The sequence below is a fragment of the Bacillus sp. 1A genome (genome assembly GCF_052682215.1).
Genome location: NZ_JBQYLZ010000001.1, coordinates 3,293,539 through 3,316,356, shown reverse-complemented (window position 1 = coordinate 3,316,356; position 22,818 = coordinate 3,293,539). Strand labels below are relative to the sequence as shown.

At 33.6% G+C, this 22,818-nt stretch carries 12 protein-coding genes; 3 read left to right on the top strand and 9 right to left on the bottom strand.

Going from position 1 to position 22,818, the window contains the following annotated elements; all coding sequences use genetic code 11:
• Positions 1-909 precede the first annotated feature (909 nt).
• From ACUN0F_RS16910 to ACUN0F_RS16880, 7 genes are all read right to left on the bottom strand, one after another.
• The gene (locus tag ACUN0F_RS16910; RefSeq protein ID WP_098920590.1) at positions 910-3,315 is read right to left on the bottom strand and encodes a PAS domain S-box protein; all 2,406 of its coding nucleotides are present in this window, start codon (positions 3,313-3,315) and stop codon (positions 910-912) included.
• Between the two features lie 692 nt (positions 3,316-4,007).
• Positions 4,008-5,408, bottom strand: a complete 1,401-nt coding sequence (gene hblB / locus ACUN0F_RS16905) for a hemolysin BL regulatory component HblB (RefSeq protein WP_264461081.1) — start codon at positions 5,406-5,408, stop codon at positions 4,008-4,010.
• A 260-nt stretch (positions 5,409-5,668) separates the two neighbouring features.
• Complete coding sequence (gene hblA, locus ACUN0F_RS16900) at positions 5,669-6,796, bottom strand: hemolysin BL binding component B (protein ID WP_264461080.1); 1,128 nt, start codon at positions 6,794-6,796, stop codon at positions 5,669-5,671.
• A 36-nt stretch (positions 6,797-6,832) separates the two neighbouring features.
• The gene (gene hblD, locus ACUN0F_RS16895; protein WP_445539765.1) at positions 6,833-8,053 is read right to left on the bottom strand and encodes a hemolytic enterotoxin HBL lytic component L1; all 1,221 of its coding nucleotides are present in this window, start codon (positions 8,051-8,053) and stop codon (positions 6,833-6,835) included.
• A 62-nt stretch (positions 8,054-8,115) separates the two neighbouring features.
• Positions 8,116-9,435 carry a hemolytic enterotoxin HBL lytic component L2 gene (gene hblC / locus ACUN0F_RS16890; RefSeq protein WP_445540832.1) on the bottom strand — a complete coding sequence of 440 codons (1,320 nt, stop codon included), beginning with the start codon at positions 9,433-9,435 and terminating at the stop codon, positions 8,116-8,118.
• A 1,355-nt stretch (positions 9,436-10,790) separates the two neighbouring features.
• Positions 10,791-12,020, bottom strand: coding sequence for a helix-turn-helix transcriptional regulator (locus tag ACUN0F_RS16885; protein WP_264461078.1), 1,230 nt, complete (start codon positions 12,018-12,020; stop codon positions 10,791-10,793).
• 1,670 nt (positions 12,021-13,690) lie between these two features.
• On the bottom strand, positions 13,691-14,572 hold the full coding sequence (locus tag ACUN0F_RS16880; protein ID WP_098057124.1) for a CPBP family intramembrane glutamic endopeptidase: 882 nt from the start codon (positions 14,570-14,572) through the stop codon (positions 13,691-13,693).
• 361 nt (positions 14,573-14,933) lie between these two features.
• On the opposite strand from ACUN0F_RS16880, the gene ACUN0F_RS16875 reads away from it, so the two are divergent.
• The 3 genes from ACUN0F_RS16875 (at position 14,934) to ACUN0F_RS16865 (ending at position 19,094) form a co-directional block, all read left to right on the top strand.
• Positions 14,934-16,259, top strand: a complete 1,326-nt coding sequence (locus ACUN0F_RS16875; protein WP_445539764.1) for an erythromycin esterase family protein — start codon at positions 14,934-14,936, stop codon at positions 16,257-16,259.
• A 354-nt stretch (positions 16,260-16,613) separates the two neighbouring features.
• Positions 16,614-17,192 carry a sensor domain-containing protein gene (locus ACUN0F_RS16870; protein WP_264461076.1) on the top strand — a complete coding sequence of 193 codons (579 nt, stop codon included), beginning with the start codon at positions 16,614-16,616 and terminating at the stop codon, positions 17,190-17,192.
• A gap of 114 nt (positions 17,193-17,306) precedes the next feature.
• On the top strand, positions 17,307-19,094 hold the full coding sequence (locus ACUN0F_RS16865; RefSeq protein WP_445539763.1) for a response regulator: 1,788 nt from the start codon (positions 17,307-17,309) through the stop codon (positions 19,092-19,094).
• Positions 19,095-19,317: 223 nt separating this feature from the next.
• Here ACUN0F_RS16865 and ACUN0F_RS16860 read toward each other — a convergent pair whose 3' ends face one another.
• Both ACUN0F_RS16860 and ACUN0F_RS16855 read right to left on the bottom strand, forming a co-directional pair.
• Complete coding sequence (locus tag ACUN0F_RS16860) at positions 19,318-21,708, bottom strand: penicillin acylase family protein (RefSeq protein WP_264461074.1); 2,391 nt, start codon at positions 21,706-21,708, stop codon at positions 19,318-19,320.
• A gap of 82 nt (positions 21,709-21,790) precedes the next feature.
• On the bottom strand, positions 21,791-22,543 hold the full coding sequence (locus ACUN0F_RS16855) for a DnaD domain-containing protein (protein ID WP_445539762.1): 753 nt from the start codon (positions 22,541-22,543) through the stop codon (positions 21,791-21,793).
• Positions 22,544-22,818: the final 275 nt, after the last annotated feature.

The following is a 22,818-nucleotide window of genomic DNA, read 5'->3' as shown; positions in this document are numbered from 1 at the left end:
AATTTAAAAGGTTACTTACAATGTCATTAGGATTTTTGCAAAAAAACTAGGTTTGATACTTTCTCTAGAGGTAATAAATTCTTTCTCGACGCCCTCATTATAGCTTGTATATTTATGAGTACAATATTTTTTTATTTTTAGAAAGATTGAATAAACAGAATCTTGAATGGGTAATAGATTACCCTTAGCATGTAGCAATTGTGTCCTTTGTTTGAAGCTGTATTAGTTAGTAGAAAAGCAAAAATAACACAGAGTTCCTTTCATTAACACATTGATTATATTGGAAAATCATTATAATGATACTTATATTATCCTTTGTTGAAATATTTAATTTTGGACATGAAAGCTGTTGCAATAAATGATTAATATAGATAGCAAGTAATAAATTAATGAACTATAAAATCATTTTTGAATATTAATCATTAATTTTGAATTAATATTCATTTTTCAGAAAAAAGGAACTTCTCTTTTTTATAATCTTAACTTAAATGGTAATATCCAAAAATTTACACCATCCCCTTTACAGTTATGGAAACCCTAATTAGATTTAAAAAGAGAGAAGAGCTCATCGATGCTCCTCTCTCTTTTTTATTTACTTAAGATTACTATTCAAATTGCTTATTGCATCTTTAAGCTGACTTTTAAATTATAAACTTTAATTTCCATACTTCTTTACAAGCCGATAAATGAAAAAAGTATATGTTCCTTCAAAATTAAGTTATAAAAGAGTAATGTTTTCCTGTAACATATTATTCATCCTTCTATTCACAGACAGTACGCTTCCACACTAAATAAAATCTCTCCGTAAACGTCCAATTACACTAAAAGAATCGATTACAATATATACAAAAAAGCAGCTAGCCAAAGCTAACTGCTTACTAATTTATAAAATTTCAGTAAAAGAATGTATTAATTTTGAAGTGTGCAAATTGGAAGAGTGACTTCAACTATGGTTCCCTTATTCACTTCACTCTCAATAAATACCTTCCCCTGGTGTGTTTCAATAATTTTATAACAGACCATTAATCCTAAGCCGATTCCCTCTTCCTTAATACTGTAAAAAGGTTCTCCTAAATATGGTATACGTTCTTTTGGAATCCCACATCCTTGATCGATAAAGCGAATCCTTATTTGATTATTATCAAGTTTATCAAACTGAATCAAAATTTCTCCTCCTGTTGGCATGGATTCAATTGCATTTTTTATAATATTAACAAATACTTGTTTTAATTGATTTCCTTCACATGGAATCAGTGGAATGCCAGGTGTAAAATCAATTCTAATTTTTATATTATTCATCATTGCTTGAGGTTGCAGTAGCATTAAAACTTGATCCATTAGCACACTAATATCATTAGGTTGTATCTTTACCACCTGTGGTTTGGCTACCGCCATAAATTCATTAGTAATACTTTCTATACGCTCAATCTCTGATGATACTATATTTATATAACCCCGATTATTCTCAGTTTCCGTTGATTTTAGTAATTGCATAAACCCTTTCATTGCGGTTAATGGATTATTAATTTCATGAGCCATTGCAGTCGCTAATTGTCCTACGACAGCAAGTTTTTCAGATTTCCGTAGTAATTCTTCTGTTTTTAGCCGTTCAGTGATATCACGAGAAATACTTAGGAAAACTTTTTTACCATTTAAGTTAAAAACACGGACACTAAACTCAGTTGTTATTATTTTTCCTGTTGGAAAAACATATTCATCTTGCAAAGTGAAGGAAGTTTGTCCCTCTCTAATTTTTTCTAACAACCTTACAATCATTTTAGAATCTTGTGGTACTACATTTGGAAATGGTAACGAGAGCAGCTCTTCTCTACTATATCCAAATCTTTTACAACCAACAGGGTTTACCTCAATGAATCGACTTGGAACATGATTTTCATTCAGCTCTACTACATATACTGCATCAGTTGCTTGTTCGATTAGTGCACGGTACTTCATTTCACTATCTTTTAATTGTTGGTGTAATCGCTGTCGTTCTCTTTCTGCTTGTTTTCTTTCAGAGATGTCTCTACATATTGCAGATAAAGCTATCACATTTCCTCTTACGTCTAGTATAGGAGAAACTGTCAGACTGACATCAAGAAGACTTCCATCGTTACGTCGTCTAACAGTTTCTAATCTGGTAACTACGGATTCACCCGTTAGAATTTTCTGAATATTTTTAAGTGATTCTTCCATTAAGAAATCTGGTACACAGGGTAATCTCTTACCTATGATTTCTTGTAATGACCATCCAAATATCTTTTCATAAGCTTTATTTGCTTGTAAAATATGCCCTTCTCGATCAGAAATGGTAATAGCATCTACATTATGCTTTATAAATGATTCTAGTAATTCTTTGGTAGCTCTTAATTCTGATTCTACCTTTTTCCTTTCGGTTATATCGACTATAGAACCAACAACTTCCATAACTTGTCCATTTCGTTTAATCGGCCTAAGTGCAATAAGAATAATCGTTTTATCATCTGGCCAGGGTAATTCGAATATAATTTCTTTCCCTTCCCATGCCTGAAGATAATACTTCATCAATTGTGGAACTAAATGTGGTGGAACAATAGAAGCATCAATAGTCCGTAAGCTTTTCCCTACCACCTGTTCAGAATAAAATCCTTTTTGATAATAAAACTGTCCATCACATAAAGTGTGTATAAAGTGCTTACCCACTTTTTTAAATTTAAAAATCCCTCCTTGAAGCTCATGTACGGTATCTGTGAGTTCTTGCTTGGATTTTTTTAATTCCCGATTCATTTTAGATAAGTCCTGTGTTAAATAATATAATCTCTGGTAGGCTTCCATAAGAAATAGCCCAATTAAAAGCCCTAAAGCTATATATAATAAGCCTCCAGTGTAAAGTAACTTAGTATTAAAGAATACACCAACTAACCACTTTATTCCGACAAAAACAAAAAAATATAAAGATGCACTTTTAAAAGGATGAAGGTTTTTAAAATATGTTTTAAAAGTAACAAATAGGATACCCAAACCTAAATAAGCAATCACAGGAGGTTCCCAGTAACCTCCAATGTAAAAGATACGCATTATAATAATGCTAATTAATGTAATCCAACCAGCAATGCGACCAAAGTAAATAAAAGATAGAATAAGAGGAACAACTCGAAGATCGTAGGAAAATCCCATGTATGGAAAAGAAAAGAGCATCAAAGTAACTGCAATAATCCCTCCATAGAATTTTTCGAAATATCGCCTGGAATGAATCAAAAACACTTGAATAAATATCGCTGCGCTAACTAATAAAGAAAAAATAGAAAGATTGATGAAATAGTCTTTAATAATCATGTAATGTCCCTCCTTGCATTAAGTGTATTCGACAAAAAAGCTAAAAATCCTACAAATTGTATAAACAGTTCAAATGCATAAATTTTAAACTAGGATAAAATCTAGAAAAGTAAATAAGGAGCACAGCAGATGAGATATTTTAATGAAAAATAGTTCAAAAAAGATAATAGTAACCGTTGACTACTATTATCTTTTTTCTTTAAGTTATCGTAATATGTCTGAAACTCTAAGGGACGTGGTATGTCATTTCATCAAACAATGATTATATGCTGAGTCATGAATATAGAAATTTCAGCAGTAATTTTTGAAAAATAACATAAAAAACAAAACTATCTTTGAAAATGGAAAAAAACTATATAAATGTCAACTAATCTATGTACAAAAACGTTCACTTAATTTTGCATAAAATCACTCCACTTAGGAAGCTAAGTAGTTCTTCAAGGTCGATAAGAACACCTGTAGATGCTTCAGGATAACTACATAATTGTATGAGTTATGTACTTGAAACCTTTCGGTAAAACCATACACATAATACAACTAACTCCTTGGTTCAATATTTACTTTTTCGCTGAACAAATTCTTTTTCTTGAGCAAATTATTCTAAGATATAAGGAGATATATGCCATTGCAATTTTTCAATTAACTTGGTGTCTAGTTTATTGTCCAGCTCCAATTAATGCGTTTTTTCGGGTTCAGTTCATTATATTTTCTACTTTGTCTTTATACACAATATATTCTTTACCATCCACTACTGCTACCACCGCAAATTCATCTTTTGGATTAAATGAAAGCCAGTCAGCCCACATGTTTGTATTTGGTCCTCCACCCCACATATTATGAACAGTGTTTTTAGTTAAATTCATAACTTTATAAGACGCATTTGGTGCATTTGTTCCAGTCTTTATTTCAAATGTGTATGCGTTATGAATTTTTTTATAAAAATAGAAAATGTTTGATGGACGAAGCTGATTCATAAAATCCTGTTCTTTTTTCTCTGCAATTTTTATCCCTTCTTGTAATGTGACAACATCTGTTCGTAATGTTTTCCAACTGTCTTTCGCTGCATTCAAGTTAGATTTTAAGAATGTAAATTTATTTAGATCCGCTTTTTGAGATACATTCTCAATATGTCCCAGTACGCCCGAATATTGAGAGTCTAAATCATCCCATTGCGTGGACATATAAGTAAGAGCAATAATAGCATTATCAATCGCACTATGCATATCACTAATATTATGAAACGCAACTCCTACTACACGATTTAATGTTATCTTATAATCTACATTTTGACGTAATTTTGCTACTTCCGGCTCTAGCCAGCCTAACTTACCTCTTGCATCACCTATCATTATCCCACCAGCAATCAATGTGGGAAGAAAGGGGATCTTTACCATGTCTAATCCCTTAGATTCTATATCTTTCTGATAGTTTACTTGCCCTAAAAGGTCCTCTAGACGCTTTTGATCATCCTCTACCGCAGCTCCTTGGTTTTTTAAAATAGACTGCAAGGTCTCTTTATGGCCCCCAAATACTCTAACATCTTCTCCAATAGCACTTTTAAATTTAGTTAATTCTTCTATTAATACTTTTGCAGACTTTTGATTTTGTTGAATTTCCTCCCGTAAATCCGTAATCCCTTTTTTTAAAGTATCTCCATTCCCAGTATTGATCGCCTCTACTAATGTTTCATAATGATTTTCAAATTTTTTATCGTATTCAATAATACCTGTCAATGTATCTAAAAGCTGTTTTCTTACTTTCGTATTCCATGAAACTGCATGTGCTCTTGCATTCTTTTGATCTTGTACAATTTTACTAGGTAAATCTACATATCCATTAATAGTAATTCCTTCAAAACTCACATCTGGATTATTAATTAATAAATAAGAATATTCATTCATAGATTTTGCAAATAACCCAGCATCTTGCACAATTTTTTTCATCTTTTCTTCATTTGCTGAAAGAGACATATCTCCATTGTTAGTTTGTTCAATTTCACTTGCAAAAGTTGCTACTGGTGTGACTGCATAAGTGGTTGTCATAGTTAAAAATGTTGATACAGCGAGTAGTTTGTAAGGGATTTTTTTTATCATTTCATACTCCTCCTATATAGGTTTTGATTTTCAGTTCATTTCTTCTTTAAAAGTGATGTCTTTCAAAATTTTTAAAAGTAAGCAAAATTGCACGATTATCTTGGCATTTGGATGAAACTTATATAAGTGAAAGGCGAAGTCTTTAATGAGACTCCGCCTTTCTGGTGTATAAGGATTTATTAATTGTTGCATTACTGTTTAACAGTGTAATCATAGACGCTCTACGTTTTGGTTCACTTTGCAACAGAATTAATATTTCCCTATTTTTGCGGGATAACAGGTTCCACTTCTAATGCTTTTATCCCTTCTTTTAATGTCACCGCATCTGTTCGTAATGTTTTCCAACTGTCTCTAGCTGCATTCAAGTTAGATTTTAAGAATGTAAATTTATTTAGATCCGCTTTTTGAGATACATTCTCAATATGTCCCAGTACGCCCGAATATTGAGAATCTAAATCATGCCACTGCGTGGACATATAAGTAAGAGCATTAATAGCATCATCAAGCGCCTTATGCATCTCACTAACACTATTATGTGCAACTCCAACTACACGATTTAATGTTATTTTATAATCTACAGTCTTACGTAATTCTGCTAATGTAGGCTCTAACTTGGATAAATTACCTTGTGCTCCGAGTACTATTAGACCACCAATTAACGGTAGGCCAAAAAGGGCACCCTTCATTACATTAAATCCATCAGATTCTAATTGTTTATAATAGTTTACTGATCCTAATACTTCTTCTAGACGCTTTTGATCGGCCTCAACATCTGCGCCTTGGTTTTTTAAAATCGAATACAAGAGATCTTTATTGCTTCCAAATGATCTAACATCTTGTCCAATTGCGTCCCTTAATTTAGTTAATTCTTCTATTAATTGTTGTGCAACCTTTTGGTTTTGTTGAATTTCACCTCGTAAATCTGTAATCCCTTCTTTTAAAGTATCTCCATCCCTTGTATTAATCGCCTCTACCATCGTTTCATAATAATTGTCAAATGTTGTATCGTATTCAACAATACCTGTCAATGTATCTATAAGTTGTTTTTTTACTTGCGTATCCCATGTAAGAGCGTGCGCTCTTGCATTCTTTTGATCTTGTACAATTTTACCAGGTAAATCTGCATACCCATTAATAGTAATTCCTTCAAAATTCACATCTGGATTCTTAATTAACATATAAGAATAGGCATTCATAGATTTTGCAAATAACCCAGCCTTTTGCAAGGTTTCTTTCATCTTCACTTCATTTGCTGAAAGCGACATATCTCCATTGTTAGTTTGCTCAATTCCACTTGCAAAAGTTGTTACTGGTGAAACGACAGATGTTGTTGTCAACGTTAAAAACGTCGATACAGCGAGTAGTTTATAAGGGATTTTATTCATCATTTCATATTCCTCCAATATAGGTTTTAATTTAAAATTCTATTCTTGTTTGAAAGCAATGTCTTTTGAAATGAATTCTGCATCTTTATGAATATCATTCCAACTTTGTTTAGCAGCTTTTAAATCATCCGGTATTAAAGAGAATTTGTGGTCTTGCATAGAATCGATATTATCCAGTAAATCTGTATAATTTGCGCCCATTGTATTCCATTGCTTTTGAATATTTGTTAGAGACAATATCGCTTGATCTACAGTCTGGTATAGATATGCCAATGTTTCTTTCGCGTTAGTAAGCGAAAGAACTGCTTGATTAGCTTGATCTGCTTTCATACTTAATTCCCCGATTTTGTTAGAAATTTCGTTATAGGAGTCCATATGCTTAGATGCCGTGACACCAGCCGCAGTTCCTAGACCGATACCAGCTGCTCCAAGAGCTGAAAGTCCACCAACAACAGCCGGTGTTGCTGTGCCACCAGTTACAACAATTACAACTGCTCCTCCAATAGCTGCAATAACTAAAATAGCTGCTCCCAATCCACCACCAATTGACCATGCTAATACATCATCAAAATGTTTTTTCTGAGTAGAACGAAGTTGCTCAATTTCAGCTTGAAGTTGTGGGATCGTTGCTTGTTGACCTGCTAATATTGCAGTTAATCCACCTTTCCCATCTGGACCACCAACATTATTTTTAAAATCTGTAGAATTTTGATATAGTTTCCCTTTGAAGTCTTGTAGCATCTTAATTACATCTGTTACCTCTTTTGAATTTGTATTAATTGTTGTAATTAAATCATTTATGCCCTCTTTTAGACCTGCCTTATCTTTCTTTTGTACAGTATCTACTAATGTGTCGTAATAATTTTGAAATTGTTCATCGTAATTTACAATATTACGAGCTGTTTTTTGAATCTGTGGCTTCGCTGTATCTAACCAATAATTCGCATTGATTCGTGACAGTTCTTGATTAAGGTGAATATTTTTGAGCAACTCTCCTCCTTCTGATCCTAAATCGATATTAGATAAATTTACATTCGGTTGCTTAATCATTGTTTTTGCGTACAAATCCATTACAAGAATATGAGACCCTGTTTCAGCCAATGCTTTCTTCAGTCCCTCAGGACCTAAAGCATAATTGCCTACTTTTTGTTCTTGAGCGGTGGTTTCTTGTGCAAATGCATGAATAGTGTTACCAGTAGTAGCAGTTATAACCGTTGCCAGCGTGGCTAAAGTTAGCACTTTGAATGGGAATTTTTTCATCACTTTTCTCCTTCTTTCGCTAGATTCTTATAATCTTTATAGTTTTTTTCAAAAACGTAATATCAAAATTTATATACCTGTTCTTCAAGGTAACTTATTACATTTTTTAATTGTCTTAATGTATCTTTTTGAGACTGCTCGTTAGTTACATCAACATTAGTAGATAATTTTGTAATGTTATTTTTTATTAAATCTAAATCTTCTTTATAGCGCTTAAGTAGGTCAAGTTCTACATCTACTTGATTTGCAAACGTATGCAAATCATTTTGTGAAAGAAGAAGCATTGATTTTTGCAAATCTGCTATTGATAGTTTCGTTGTTAAATCATATATTTTTTGGTTTTGTTTCTCTAAGTCATCTAAATATGATCGCTGCTCTGCTGTTAGTTTATTTACTTCTGCGAAGACACCAAATGTTTTCTTAATCTTTTCAGTATCAATGGCTTTCATCAGGTCATATTCTTGCGTTTTTGCGGCTGCAGCTGCAGCTATTTCACCTTGTTTGCTTTTCTCAATTGCTTCACGAGCTGCTTTTTTGGCCGATTCAATTTCTAGAGCAGTTTTACCTTGTTCTGTCGCTTCTTGCGCCGCTTTTTTCTCAGCTTCTAGAATAGAGTTGTTAATTTCTTTTCCTTTGTTATACGCTGCCATCCCTGCTTGAGCAGCCGGTTCAATAATTTCTTTTGAAAGACTATAAATTTCTTTGAATATAGCAAATCCCTGCTCATTTAAAGCTCCTGGTATTAATGCAATTTGTTGTAAATCATTTTGAATTGCTTTTTTGGTATTTAATATTTCATTTTTTAACTGATCTATTTTTCCTGTTCCATCTGTACCTAATATGCCTTGCGCAGTTGCCACATTAGTATCGAAATCTTTTAATTTTTTATCAAGCTGTAATTTAAGATCTGTTAATTCATTAATTTGTCGTTGCGCATTTTCTTGATTCGTCATAGCCATTTCTTGAAGAACTTCAAGTCTATCCGAAAACCCTTCTCTATCTTCTTTATTGTCTACATACGATTTTAATGTCGGGTAATAGCTATTAAATTTCGTTACAAATCCTTTACTTTTTGAATTTAATAGAATTAACTGTGGATAGAGTTCCGATGACCATTCCTTCATATCTTGTTTAATTAGGAATTGATTGGTATTTAAAGCTGGGACTTCCTCTAGCTGTACATTAGGACTCATTAAAGATTGATCAATATACGTTTGGATTAATTTAGATTGCGCACCTAATTTTCGTAATGATGAAGAAATATCCATGCTTTCCTGTTGAGTTTCTGCTTGAACGATTGGTGCTGCGAGAGTATTGATAGGAATAGTTGCTCCAGTTACAATGGATGTTATTAAAAATCCTGTCATTATTTTATTTTTCATTCCGTACACTCCTTTACCATTGTTTTTTATAACTTGATTCATATAACTTGTATGCCCTAGCGCTAGGCTCTCTCCTTGCACACGCATGGGGAATGGGAAGTCTTTCGGATAGGGTGTTATCGTTATTATTTACTTCTAAGAGGATCTAAGGATTTTACTTCCCTCTCATTTAGATACTCTATTTTTCAAATAGTAAACGATAAAAATTCATCAGCTATATTTGAATTAGCTGCCCAATGAGTAGTAAAATATTATTTCCCCCTTAGAGCTGCTGTTTAACTTACAGATCCGTGAAGATAGATAATCATTGCTTCTAGAGTTAATCCTGTCATGACCTTTTTTTAATATCAATTTCATAATATGGTTTTTAGTTTTGTCAGCAATAGCCTTACAAGACTACAAAAGATGAAATTATACTGTACATTGCTTATACTTTTATTGCGGAATAAATTCACTTTTGCTATGTAGAAACTTAAAACCCATTTTTACAAAAATACTACTTTTGAGATTCTAAATACCTTAAAAATAAACTGATTATTAAGAAAATTATTCACAACATAATGTTACTTGCAAATTTAATAACCTCTATCTCTATTAGCTTGCTCTTCTCCCTTCTGTGTGGTCATACCAGTTATGTTGTTCATTAAAACATTAAATTTCCAATGCGTAAATAGCAAAATTTTGTCGATTGAGCTCGATAATTTAACTATTAAGTAAAAATACGAGTCTAATTAATTATACCAATATAATTAATTAAGAATTACAGCTCTGTAATTGTAATGATTACAAATTAAAGTGTATACGGTTAGTAAATAACCATTTTAGCTCAACCAAGCAATTTTATTTTTAAAAAAATACTTATAGAATAATTTAATAGGTTTTTTTATACTTTTTTCCTTTTATTTGGTTATGTATAATTGCATATAATATAGATATATCAAGTGATATATGTTATATTATTAAACTTTATGTAATAGTCCCTAATATCACTATTATTAAATACTTAACATGAAGATATTAATCTATAAACTTATTCCTCGTTATAACTATGGGTTTTAAAATATAAAAAAAGCTGCAAAGCTTTCTCGAAAAGAACCTTTGCAGCCTTCTGTTTTTTTATCTCCTTAGAAAAATAATGGATAGTGTACTCTTTAAAATTAACAACATGTTATAAATCTTACCCTTGTCCTTTGGCTTCACTAAATGTTTCATGGACTCTTCAAGATCTATTTGAATACATATTCCTTTTCTAGATCAATCACATACCCTTTCTAGAGTAAAAGAAACAGTATGCTCAAGTTTTAGAGTTACTTGCGCGTATATTAAAGTTTTTTCACAAGAAACTGATACTAAGCTTATATTACGGTATATTTTTCACGATACTGTCTAGGTGTCATGTTAGTTGATTTTTTAAAAACCCTTGTAAAATAACTTTGGTCGTTAAAATTAAGCCAAGCACAAATATCTGATAGTGGATATGTAGTGAGTGTTAATAATTTTTTTGCTTCTTCCACTCGTTCCCTTTGAATAAATTCACTTAAAGGAATTCCCACTTCTTTTTTAAATAATTTAGATAAATAAGTAGGCGTAATATCCAAATGATTAGCGAGTTCATTGAGAGATATTCCATCGTAAACATTTTTACTAATATGGTTCATACATGTAGTAACCGCATTTGAAAATTTTTGCGCATTGAATTCTTTCACTCGATCTGCAAAAGTACGTAAGGCATCTCCTGACAATCGCCTTACAGAGTCCACGTTCTCTAGTTGTTCCATGGTTTGGATATACAAAATACTAAGAGCAAAAGCAATGTCTGGTGGGAGATTACCTTCTATCGCATATCGAGTTGCTAAAGTAATCGCAATAATCCCATGGTTTTTTTGGTTTCTGAGTGGATCCGCTGTTAAAATTAATTCCGTATCTTCCTGCGAAACTGCATACATATATTGCAACAACTTCTTTTTATTTCCCTCTTTGATTGCTGAAAAATAATTATGTACTAATGCCATGTTATGAGTTTTTGGTTTATTTTGTTGACGTTTTAAAATATATAGATCAGGTTTCACAATTTTATAGGGAACTTCCTCTAACACTTTATTTTTTTCTACAACAATATCAACATCTAACTTTTCATTGAAAATCATGTAATGCAATAAAATTCCCATATCAATTAAAGAAGTTTTTTTAACCTCAGGTAGGGATTGAAAATAGGTTAGTCTTTCTTGAATATTATTATTTGAGTTAAATTCTTTTCGAAGTTTAAAGGTTACATCATCCGATCCCTTTGGATATATAGTGGGGCCAATTATTATAGTCCCTTTTATATAATCATGATTTTCTATATGAATTAGGATGAAATTTTCAAGATAACTGTTACATCTGAAAAGTGGCAAATTATAGGGATCATTTTCTTGATAAATGTCACTAAGATGTTCTTCTTTAGAAGAATAAAAAGGGCTACAAACATCCTCAGAATTAGAATGATATAAGATTTTTTTGTCTGTGGATAAAATGTGAACAGGTACATTAAAGGCTTTATGTGCGAGATCACACAAGTGTTGTATATCGATAGAATTATTCATTACCTTCTCCTCTTAATTAGATTACTGATAAATTTTTACATCGTTCCTGTATAGGTTCATAAATTATTTTCCGTCAGGTATAACTCACGACAAAATATTACTATAAAATATCAAATTAGTACAATTTACGACAAAATATTACTATATTTTTTTTATGAAAATCATATATTATTTATTTGTAAGTAGCATCTAAATATCAGAGTAGTTAGGAAAAGTGTGAAAGAAATAGATTCTTTTCTTATAATTTTCTAAACGACAATGAAATGAGCTGAGGTCGTTTCTTAATTCTCCAAGATCTAATCATAGAACTTGGGAAAACCGTGAAGAACCTACAAAATACAGAAACAAGGGATGATTGGAGTATACAACTCTAGTAAGTAATAGCTTCTTGCTAATCCTGCGAAAAATCTAGCCTTTGCGGATACATTGCCAGACGAACTAGAATATGCCCCAGGTACATTACAAATAGTAGGCTAAACAGTGACAGATACAATTCGATACAGACAAAAGTAAATTTAATGTAAGAAAAGAAAACGAAGAATTTTGGGATGTGACACATACAGAGTGGCATACAATGGTACTCCATGCGAGGGACAAGCTGGAAAAAAGATTAAAAATACAGTGAAAGTCCAAGGAGATACTGTATCACCGTAAAAACTAACAGCCAAAAATTCAATCACTTGGACAAACTGAGATTAAAAAAGTGGATGCTGCAAATTCGAATATAAGACTGATAAACTGCTATATTCCAAATTTTGACAAACATAATAAAGAAGTCGAAAATTTAACAGCAGATGAAAATGATAAAGCTATTTCTGAACCACTGTGCTTCGGAAAATTCACGTTGGAAGAAATTCAAGCACCAAATAGGTCTACGTTATTTAAAGATCTAATTGAGGGAAAGGTCTTATCATCAGTACAAAAATAAAAATAGAAAACACAAAAAGCGAATGGAATATTAAAAATACTGACGATATAGTGCCAACTGTTTTTATCTAATTGGCACTATATTACTGGTCGCAACATTAGTTTTAGTTTCCGCAAAAGCGGAAGAAATAAATAGATTCAAAAATTATTAGGGATAGCAGCGGTGACACAACATATAAATATTTTTTTATATGTTGTTAATCTTTGTAGTATCAATCTTTATGCTACCTAGCTTTATTACTCCACCACATAAACATATTATTTATTTTCTAAGTACAATGGCTATTACTTAACAAAAACAACACCTCTAATTAAGAGGTGCAGTCACATAGATCCAAATTAATAGTAGACATTAGACACTTATTTCACAGTAAATTGACCTTAAAATAATAGTTACTGCAATATCAGGATTTGTTTATTCTATAACAAAAGAAATGTCACTTAAGCATTCTTTGTATGCTACTTTTAATTAATATATATGACACCCTTAATTTTCCACTCTATTTTTAGTTAAGAATCAAAATACTGAAGCCAATGAAATTGTATTACATTGGCTTCAGTATTTCAGATTTAAAATTACGAATAAAAACAAAATAGCGTTTAAACACCCTGTTTTCAATCGTGTGAAATTTAATCCTTATCGATACATATGACATTCACACGATCGCTAAAAACCCTTAAAAAGCAATCTGAGAGTCCGTTTTTCTGATTAACAATCATTTTTTAAAAATTTATGTGAAAAATCAATATTTAGTAAATCTTATTATCCGAGACACAATTATTGCCGTAATCAAGATAATAAGGGCGGTTATCAAGCCAGATTCTCCAATCCAAATCTCAGTTTGATACCCTGTACTTGCACGTGCGAAAGGTCCTTGAATAATAGCATTCCAAGTAGCATGGATAATAACCGAAGGCCAAATGCTACCTGTGAATAGTCGTAAATAAGCTGTAATATAACTGAATGGTACAATACAAAGATAGATACCAAGTACTGAAAGAACGACAGATGATCCCCCTACATATAGACCAGCAACAACTATTGGAACATGCCACGTTGCCCAAATCACTCCACTAATAAGGATGGGCCGTGAAAACTCTGCATCGATTAGCCTTGTGAGCATATAACCTCGCCAACCCATTTCTTCTCCCAAAACTGGGATTAAGCTAAGCAAACTTCCGAAAATGCCGCTCAATACTACTAGATAAATGAAACTGAATGGTGCCGTTACATACTGAAGTCCAAGCATATTGTAGATTGGTTCTAACATACCACCTTCGGGATGCTGAAACCTCGCAATTCCGCTCAACCAGGCGATAGAATAAGTAATTCCACAAATAATCATAGGGATTAGCAGAGCAAAACCGATCCCCTTCCATATCTTTAAGTTACCGAGACTAAAAGATACATCTTTAAACCCTTCTTTCAGTATTATGCGAGTCAAAATAGAAGAAATTGCTGGGGTAAACATATATACCACAATAAGTGGCATACTTTTCGTAATTATTACTACTACATTTAAGATAATAGAAGTAATGATTAAAATACTCAGAAAGAGTTGAAGTCCTATTTTAGCACGTTGGATTTTATCTTTATTGTGAAACGATTTTGCGTGTAATATCATTGTAATCCGCCCTTCCCCTTTCATTCACTTGTTTATCGAATTTACTTCTTGTCATTTCCACAGACACAACTTAGAATAAAAACATTTTGGCATACAGATTAATCCATCTTTAAAATCCCTCCCAAATTTATAATCTAGTCTTACTTGCGACTCATCAATGTAATTATTATTTATAAGTTGTCATAGCCGATAGTACAAAAATGTAATGATTAGCAAATGACCTGTGTCAATTAACCTTATGACAATATGTAACTAGAAAATATGATATGGAATAAATAACAATTGAATTAAGGCAATTGATTCGTGCAAGTACAATGAATCAATCTTGCTTTTACAAATAATTCAATTGAGGTGGAAAAAAATGAATAAGAAAAGAATAATTGCAATGGTTAGTACAGCTTTATTAGTCACAGGATGTGTAGAAGTAGGAAAGGCTCAAACAGTAGCAGTCGAAAATTCAGGTCAATCCATACAAAAAAATATAGTTAAATCAATACAATCACAGGCTTACCCATTAAAAACGATAGAGCCGTCAAAATCATTTGAGGATTTAAAACCACTTAAGAAAATGATTGGGAGCGCACAATATGTAGGCTTAGGAGAGAATACTCATGGAAGCTCTGAAATTTTCACTATGAAGTTTCGCCTTGTGAAATATTTAGTTACTGAGATGGGTTTTACAAATTTCACAATGGAAGAAGATTGGGGAAACGGCTTAAAGCTAAATGAATATATCCAAACAGGAAAAGGAAACCCTAGGGAATTTTTAAACTTGTTATATCCTACTGATGAAATTATAGCCATGATTGAGTGGATGAAAGATTATAATGCTAATCCATCCAATAAAAAAAAGATCCAATTTATTGGGCTCGACTTAAAGGAATTGGACCAAGGTTGCTTTAATAAAGTAATTGATTATGTAAGGCTGCATCGACCAGATTTGCTGGTAGAAGTAGAAGAAAATTATAAAGAATTGTCGGCTTTTAATGGAAGTACACAGGAATATATGAACCTTGCTCCTGAAATAAAAGAAAAGTTCAAAGCAAACGCTGAGAGAGTAGCTCGATTACTAAAAGATGAGAATAATCAAGCCAACACAGAAATAGTTTCACCCGAGTACATCTGGGCGAAAGCAACGGCAAGTGTAATAGAGAAATTTACCACAATGCTAATTCCTAACGACTATCCAAGTGTGTTAAAGCTACATGAGCAATACTTGGCTGATCATGCAATGTGGGCACAAGAGACATTGGGTGGTAAAACGATGATATGGGGACACAATATTCATATAGCTAAAGGAATTATCGATGAGAAATTATACCCTTATGTTGCGGGGCAGTATTTAAAGGAACGTTTAGACAATAATTATGTCACAATTGGCAGTACAACTACGGAGGGGAATTTCACCTTATACAACGACACCGGAGATAAGATTATAACGGATCCGATTCCACAAGATGTAAATAGTTTCAATTATACCCTCGGAAAAGTACCATATAACATGTTTTTATTGGATAACCGTCACCTTAAAGGACCAGCAAAGAAATGGGTTAAAGCAAAAAGACCATTACTAAGTATAGGGGCACGACTCTTACCGAACGAATCGGCATACTTTGATAAATCATTGCTTGAGCAATTTGATATTATTTTTCATATTCGAAAAACAAGTCCATCTCATATTAAATAAAGTGAAACTTTAATCAGTGGGGGTTTTCTTCATCCCCCACTGATTATTAGTTGAACCAATCGGACTTTTATGGGCAGTTGATCCTCCACCTAAATTCTTTGCTTTCGCTGCATTTTGAGGTGGGGGTCTTACTGCCCATTAAAGCGGGATAAAAGTACAAAACAATCCCTTCTTGCATCTGCAAGAACGGGATTGTTTTATGGTGATTGATATAAGCATCTTTTTTAACCAGAAGTAGGTTACTTTCCCCTTTTTAGCATCATTTAGAAATGTCATATGACACTTTTACACTAGTGAGAATGACAAAAAAAGCAGTACAATTCGGTTATTACATAGATAGGAGCGATGAACTTTATGAAATCAAGATTCATCCAGAATGGTTATTTTTTATTGCTAACTTTCGTTACAGGATTGTTTTATTTTTGTTTTTATCTAATAGCTCTGCTATTCAGTTTCACCCTTTCATTTACGGTAATTGGGATTCCACTAGTTATACGTGTACTACAGACTACTACACCTTTTATCCAATTCGAGCGCATACAGACGAAAATTTATACAGATATTTCAACAGACTCTTATGATAAAAGTATAACAATAGATACATCGAACTGGACTCAGGTGAAATTAGTGCTTACTGATCGTCGCACTTGGTCTGCTGTCTATTGGTTAATGCAGAAATTAGTAATTGGCATTTTTAGTCTCATTAGTGCAACCATTTTTTATGTAATGCCACTTATGTTCCTGTTAGCACCACTACTGTATCGCTACATTGAAATGAATATTATATTCATACAGATAGATACGTTTGCCAAGTCACTCTTTGTAATGTTTATGGGTATAGTATTTACCGCCATAAGTATTAAAATAGTAGATGGTTTAACAAAGAAAATTGGGGGCTATACACGTAGCATGATCCGGAAACTAAATCAATAGAAGTTTGCCTTCTGTCAGAGAATTGCAGTGTAAAATTAAAAAGTATAACAATGTATGAAGGATTAATTTATAATATAGGAAGTAAAAAGGTAGGCTACTTAGGGGGTAAATGACTTGTTAGATATGGTTAAGTATTGGTTTTGGTACGATTGGATTATGTTAGGAGTCCGTATACTTGTTAGTGTCTCTATCGCCATAACCACATTAGATTTTCAGGATAGTTTAACATTGCCAATTTGGATTATTATTCTTTGGGAAATTATTGCCTTCTCTGTTCCATGGGTAGCCTTACTATTCAATTATAAATATTATTTGTTCACAGAAATACTGCTATATGGTGGACTGTGTATATATTTAACTTCTTTATTTCCGGGAGCTAACGTTACATTTCTTATATCGGTTTTTCTGATTGCTGCGAATAGTAAGCATTTGTCCTATTATTGGACAGCTCCAACAACAGTTTTTATAACAACTGGAATTTTCTATGCGGTTGCGCCAAGTAATAGCTATTGGATTATGGTTACCAACTATGGACTTGCTTATGTAATGGGCTTCGCTTTCCATTTATTAATCGTCAATCATAAGCAAAATGAAGCGATTCGTAAACAAAACGCGGTACTTGAGCAATATATGTCTCAGATTGAACGCATTACACTGGCAGAAGAACGGAACAGACTGTCGAGTGAGCTTCATGATACAGTTGGTCACGCTTATACTTCTATTATTATGGGGATGGAAACGTTGCGTACCGAACTTGCTACTGAAATGGGTATACAGAGGCTAGATTCTCTGCTTGAAATGGGACGGAAAAGCATCGAGGACGTGAGAGGTTACCTACATCAAATGGATTCTCCGTGTCAATCGCCTTCCTTAATTCAATCTCTACAAAATCTTGGAGCCGAATTTCAGGAGCACGCTCAGGTAAATGTAAGTTTTAGGATATTCGGAGAGGAATATGAATTGTCTCGGCAAGCGAAGATAGCCTTCATTCGTTGCTTACAAGAGTCCCTTACGAATGCAGTACGTCATGGACAGGGAACTGAAATTATAGTTTCATTGCAGTTTGAACAACAATATACGAGGTTAGAAGTTCAAGATAATGGAAAAGGAAATGTAGAATGGCAGGAAGGCTTCGGTATGAATGCGATGAAAGAACGGGCAATGAACTTGCAAGGTCAATTGTCTGTATATACAAAGCCAGAGGAAGGAATGCTTGTTACATGTACCATACCGCGACAAACTGAAATAAAAGATGGACTTATTCGTTTGTTAATTGTAGACGATCAGCCATTTGTTCGGGAAAGTTTGAGGACACTACTCGATAGATATGAAGATTTAAATGTAGTCGGCTTGGCTGAGGATGGCAATCAAGCCATCGATTTGTGTGGGCGCCTTCAACCCCATGTTATACTTATGGATTTAGATATGCAGCACATGGATGGAATCGAAGCAACCAAAAAGATTAAGCAACAATGGCCACATATCCGCGTATTGATTTTTACAACGTTTCAAGATACCGAACAGGCATTGGAATCACTTCGCAACGGTGCGGATGGTTTTTTACTTAAATCTATTGAAACGTTGGAGCTAGCTAATACGATCCGACTTATTCACAAAGGCGGGACACTAATTGATCAGGGAATGTCTCACAAAATATTTGAGAAGTTTGATGAGCAAAAAGAGACACCACAATCAAAAGCAACCGCTTATGAGCTAACAGCTAGGGAGATAGAAATATTGCAGCTAGTAGCAAAAGGCCTTCGATACACTACCATAGCATCAAGGTTATATTTATCGAGTGGTACGGTCAGAAATTATGCTTCCACAGCTTATACAAAGCTAGGAGTCCGTAACAAAGAAGAAGCCGTTCAAAAGGCTCTAGAAATTGGAATTATTGAATAACAAAATGTTTTGCGTTGTATAAAAATGAGCAACTGGAACAGAGTAAATAAGGCCCGTTATCGTATAAGTAAATGTTAAAACACTTACTGTTTTGTCATAATAAAATCATTGAATCTTATCCTATAAAATAGCCTACTATCCACTTAACTGATAGTAGGCTATTAAAATTACTTAAGAACTTAGTTATGTTCTAATTTAACAGTTTTCATCAGTGGAAATATTATCACTTCGGCTCTAAAGTTAACACTTTCCCCTCTATCCCCTCCGTATTCAATGAAGTCGTATGATACGTTCCGTTTATCCAATCATCGATTTGATCATGATACCAATCGCTTCTAAAATGTCCTGATTGTCCTGGCCCTACAATATGATAACCGTTTGACATATCTTTCGTATCAATAACAAATCTCCAAGAAGCTCCGTGATTGACAATACCGTTATCTCCGTAACTCGCTGCTTGAACGGTAACTTGGCTTCCGCCAATTGGAATTGGTTTTTCACGATTAAATGCAAGTAGTGCTAACATACTAGATGATTTTGAAATTGGATGTGTGAACGCCAGTTGATGGTAATCGCCCCACTTCCACTCCGCAACATCAGGTCCATATTCCTTCTGTAATTTCTTCATTACATTTTCGTACGATGTATGCACAACTTTCGTGAAGCCTCCGTACTTCGTAAACCAAGCGCTATTTCCTCCTTCTACTTCTTTTCGAATCAATTCATCAACAACTTGTGACTTCCCTTCAAATAACTCCATCACATCTTTCGGTATTTCTTTTGAAAATAACGTATTTGAAATCTCTTTCATTAATAAATGGAATAGTAATGGTGCTGCTTCATCTTTACTATCGTAAAAATTCCACTTTGTTAATTGTTTTACGCCTTCTTTCTCTACTTCATTTAAAGATGCTTTATTTAACTCTTTTAACAATATAGGAGCAAATTCTTTCCCGTATAAATTTTTTTGATCCATCTGTAACTCTTCTAGATCTTTCACCGTATACTTTTCTTTCTCTTGTAAAAATTCTTGAATACGCATTTGTCTATATGGCTGCGCCCACGTATTACTAATATGGTACGGATAATTATCATCTACAATTTTATTATTCGCCGTTGAAATAAACCCTTGTTTTGGATTGATTACTTTTGGCAATTGATCATATGGGATATACCCTTCCCATTCATATTCATCTGTCCACCCTGGCACTGGCAAACTCCCATCACCTTTTTTACGCACTGGTATATTTCCATTCGCTTTATAAGCAATTGTGCCGTCATTTGATGCAAATACAAAGTTTTGAGTTGGAGTATGAAAATCTTGAAGTGCCGTTTCAAACTCATTCCAATCTTTCGCTTTATTCATATTTAATACAGCCTTTAATTCAGCGGAAGGTTCCAAAGCAGTCCACTTCAAAGCGAATACTGTTTTTGTTTTCTCTTTTCCTTTATCCGCAAACTCTGAAATAACTGGACCATGCCTCGTAACCGTCACATTATACGGAATTGTTTTCCCGCCTTTTACTTTAATAGATTCATCAACAACTGTAGCTTTCTCCCACTTATCGTTATACAAAAATTCATTTTCATTACTAGGATTTCGCTTCTCAATATATAAATCTTGCACATCAGGACCTGTATTCGTAACGCCCCATGCTATTTTGTCATTGTGTCCTAATATAACACCTGGCACACCAGCGAAAATAACGCCACTCACATTCAAATCTTTCATTTCAAGTTGTGATTGATACCAAATAGAAGGTGTCGCAAGAGATAGATGAGGGTCATCCGCTAAAATCGGCTTACCAGATGCACTCTTCTCACCGCTTATGACCCAGTTATTACTACCATTAAACTCTGGAGGAATGATCGTTTTTGCAAAACTTTGTGCTACATTCACATTTGTATTTTCCAGTTCAGCTAGCAATCTAGGCGCATCTTTCGGATATGTAGGAAATAGCTCATTTGCTTGCTCTTTCGGTAAATTTTTCAGTGCCCAATATCGAAATGCTTGTCCGTGCCAATGTCCGCCTAAGTCAAACGCCATATACTTTCCAATCGTTAACGTATCAACAATAGACCATTCAGTAGGCTCATAACCTAATATAGTAAACTCAACTGGCAATTTCTTTTCCTCTTTCGCCTCGCGTATAAAAGCGTTCACCCCATCAGCAAATGACTGCAGGGCATATTTTGCTTCCCCGTCATATTGACTAACAGATGCTTCGGCTGCTCGCCGTAAACCGAGCGTTCGAAACAACTTATCTCGATCAACAGCTGCTTCCCCTACAACTTCACTCAACATCCCAGAAGCTTGCCTTCTACTTAAATCCATTTGAAACAAACGATCTTGCGCTTGTACATACCCTTGCGAAAAATATAAATCATGTGCATTTTCCGCTTTAATATGCGGTACCCCTTTACTATCCCGTTTTACCTGAACAGCATGTTGTAAATCCTCTAGCTTTATCGTCCCATCTATCTTTGGCACAGAACTAAGCGTATATATGTTCAAAAAAATCACTGTACAAATAAATAACAAAAGAACGATACTACTAGACCAAATAAAAATTCTCTTACCTCTAGTTCGTTTCTTCTTTATGACGACTTCCATATAACCCCTCCTTTCTCAAACAATTCGCTTTTATTTAAAGAAGAACCTTTTAGAAAAGTTGAAAAACCTATACTTTCTCATACTATGGATCATACAAACTACATACCTCTCTCTTATGTACGCCTTCCTTTCTTTCAATGAAATCTACTCGCCCTCTCTTACACCAATTCCTCAAAATCCCCTTCACATAAGCGAGCGTTCGCTTATTATGTTCAAATGCAATTTTAAGCGCCTCTATTACTGTCTTTCCTGAAACCTTTTGTATCCACTCTTTTAATTCCTTCACGATATACGGAGATAGACTACTTATATATTGTTCGTAAAACTGATAAACTTCACTATGCAAAGTATCCTCTTCTATCTCTTCTTCCTTCTCCTCAGTAACTTCTTGTAAACTACTATTGTCCTCTTCTGCCGGCATACCAAAATGCTGCAATAACAATGGAATCTTCCATTCTTCTTCAAGACATTTACGTAAAAACGTATGTATGAACTCTTTATTTTTCACAGTCTTTAATTCCCGTAACACACACTTCTCTACATTCGTATTTAAAATAGGGTTATAGTGTAGCCAATTTAGTATGTATAACTCTTTCGTTTCCGCATCGTATAAAATCTTTCCGTATGCAACAAATCTATTTAACAGCTTCTCAACAGTCTCCATACTGTAGCCCGTTTCCAGTTCTGCCACACGCTTCGGTAATACGTAAATTCCACATTGCTTCGTTTTCGTACCAGTTAACAAATATATGTAAAAATAACGCTCCTCTGGCGTTAAATCTAATATGAATTCATCTTGCCAAAAGTTCACCTGCACATTACGGTACACCGCCATATGTTTACCTCCTCCTTATATTCATAAAAAGGCAGATTTCAATCCTTCAATATACATATAGGAATGAGGGCTTGGTTTTTGCATTTGAACTCCAAATTTTTTTAACTACTACAACGACGGTTTTATTTTTTCGCGTTTTTTTGTTCTTGTAGTTGTTTTTGTTTTTGTTTTGTTTTTTCTTAGTGATTTATTACTTGGTAGGTGCTTATGAGGGGCTTGGAAGGGGCTTCATAGGGGCTAAAATAAAAAAGGAGCTGTTCCAAATTTTCATTTTG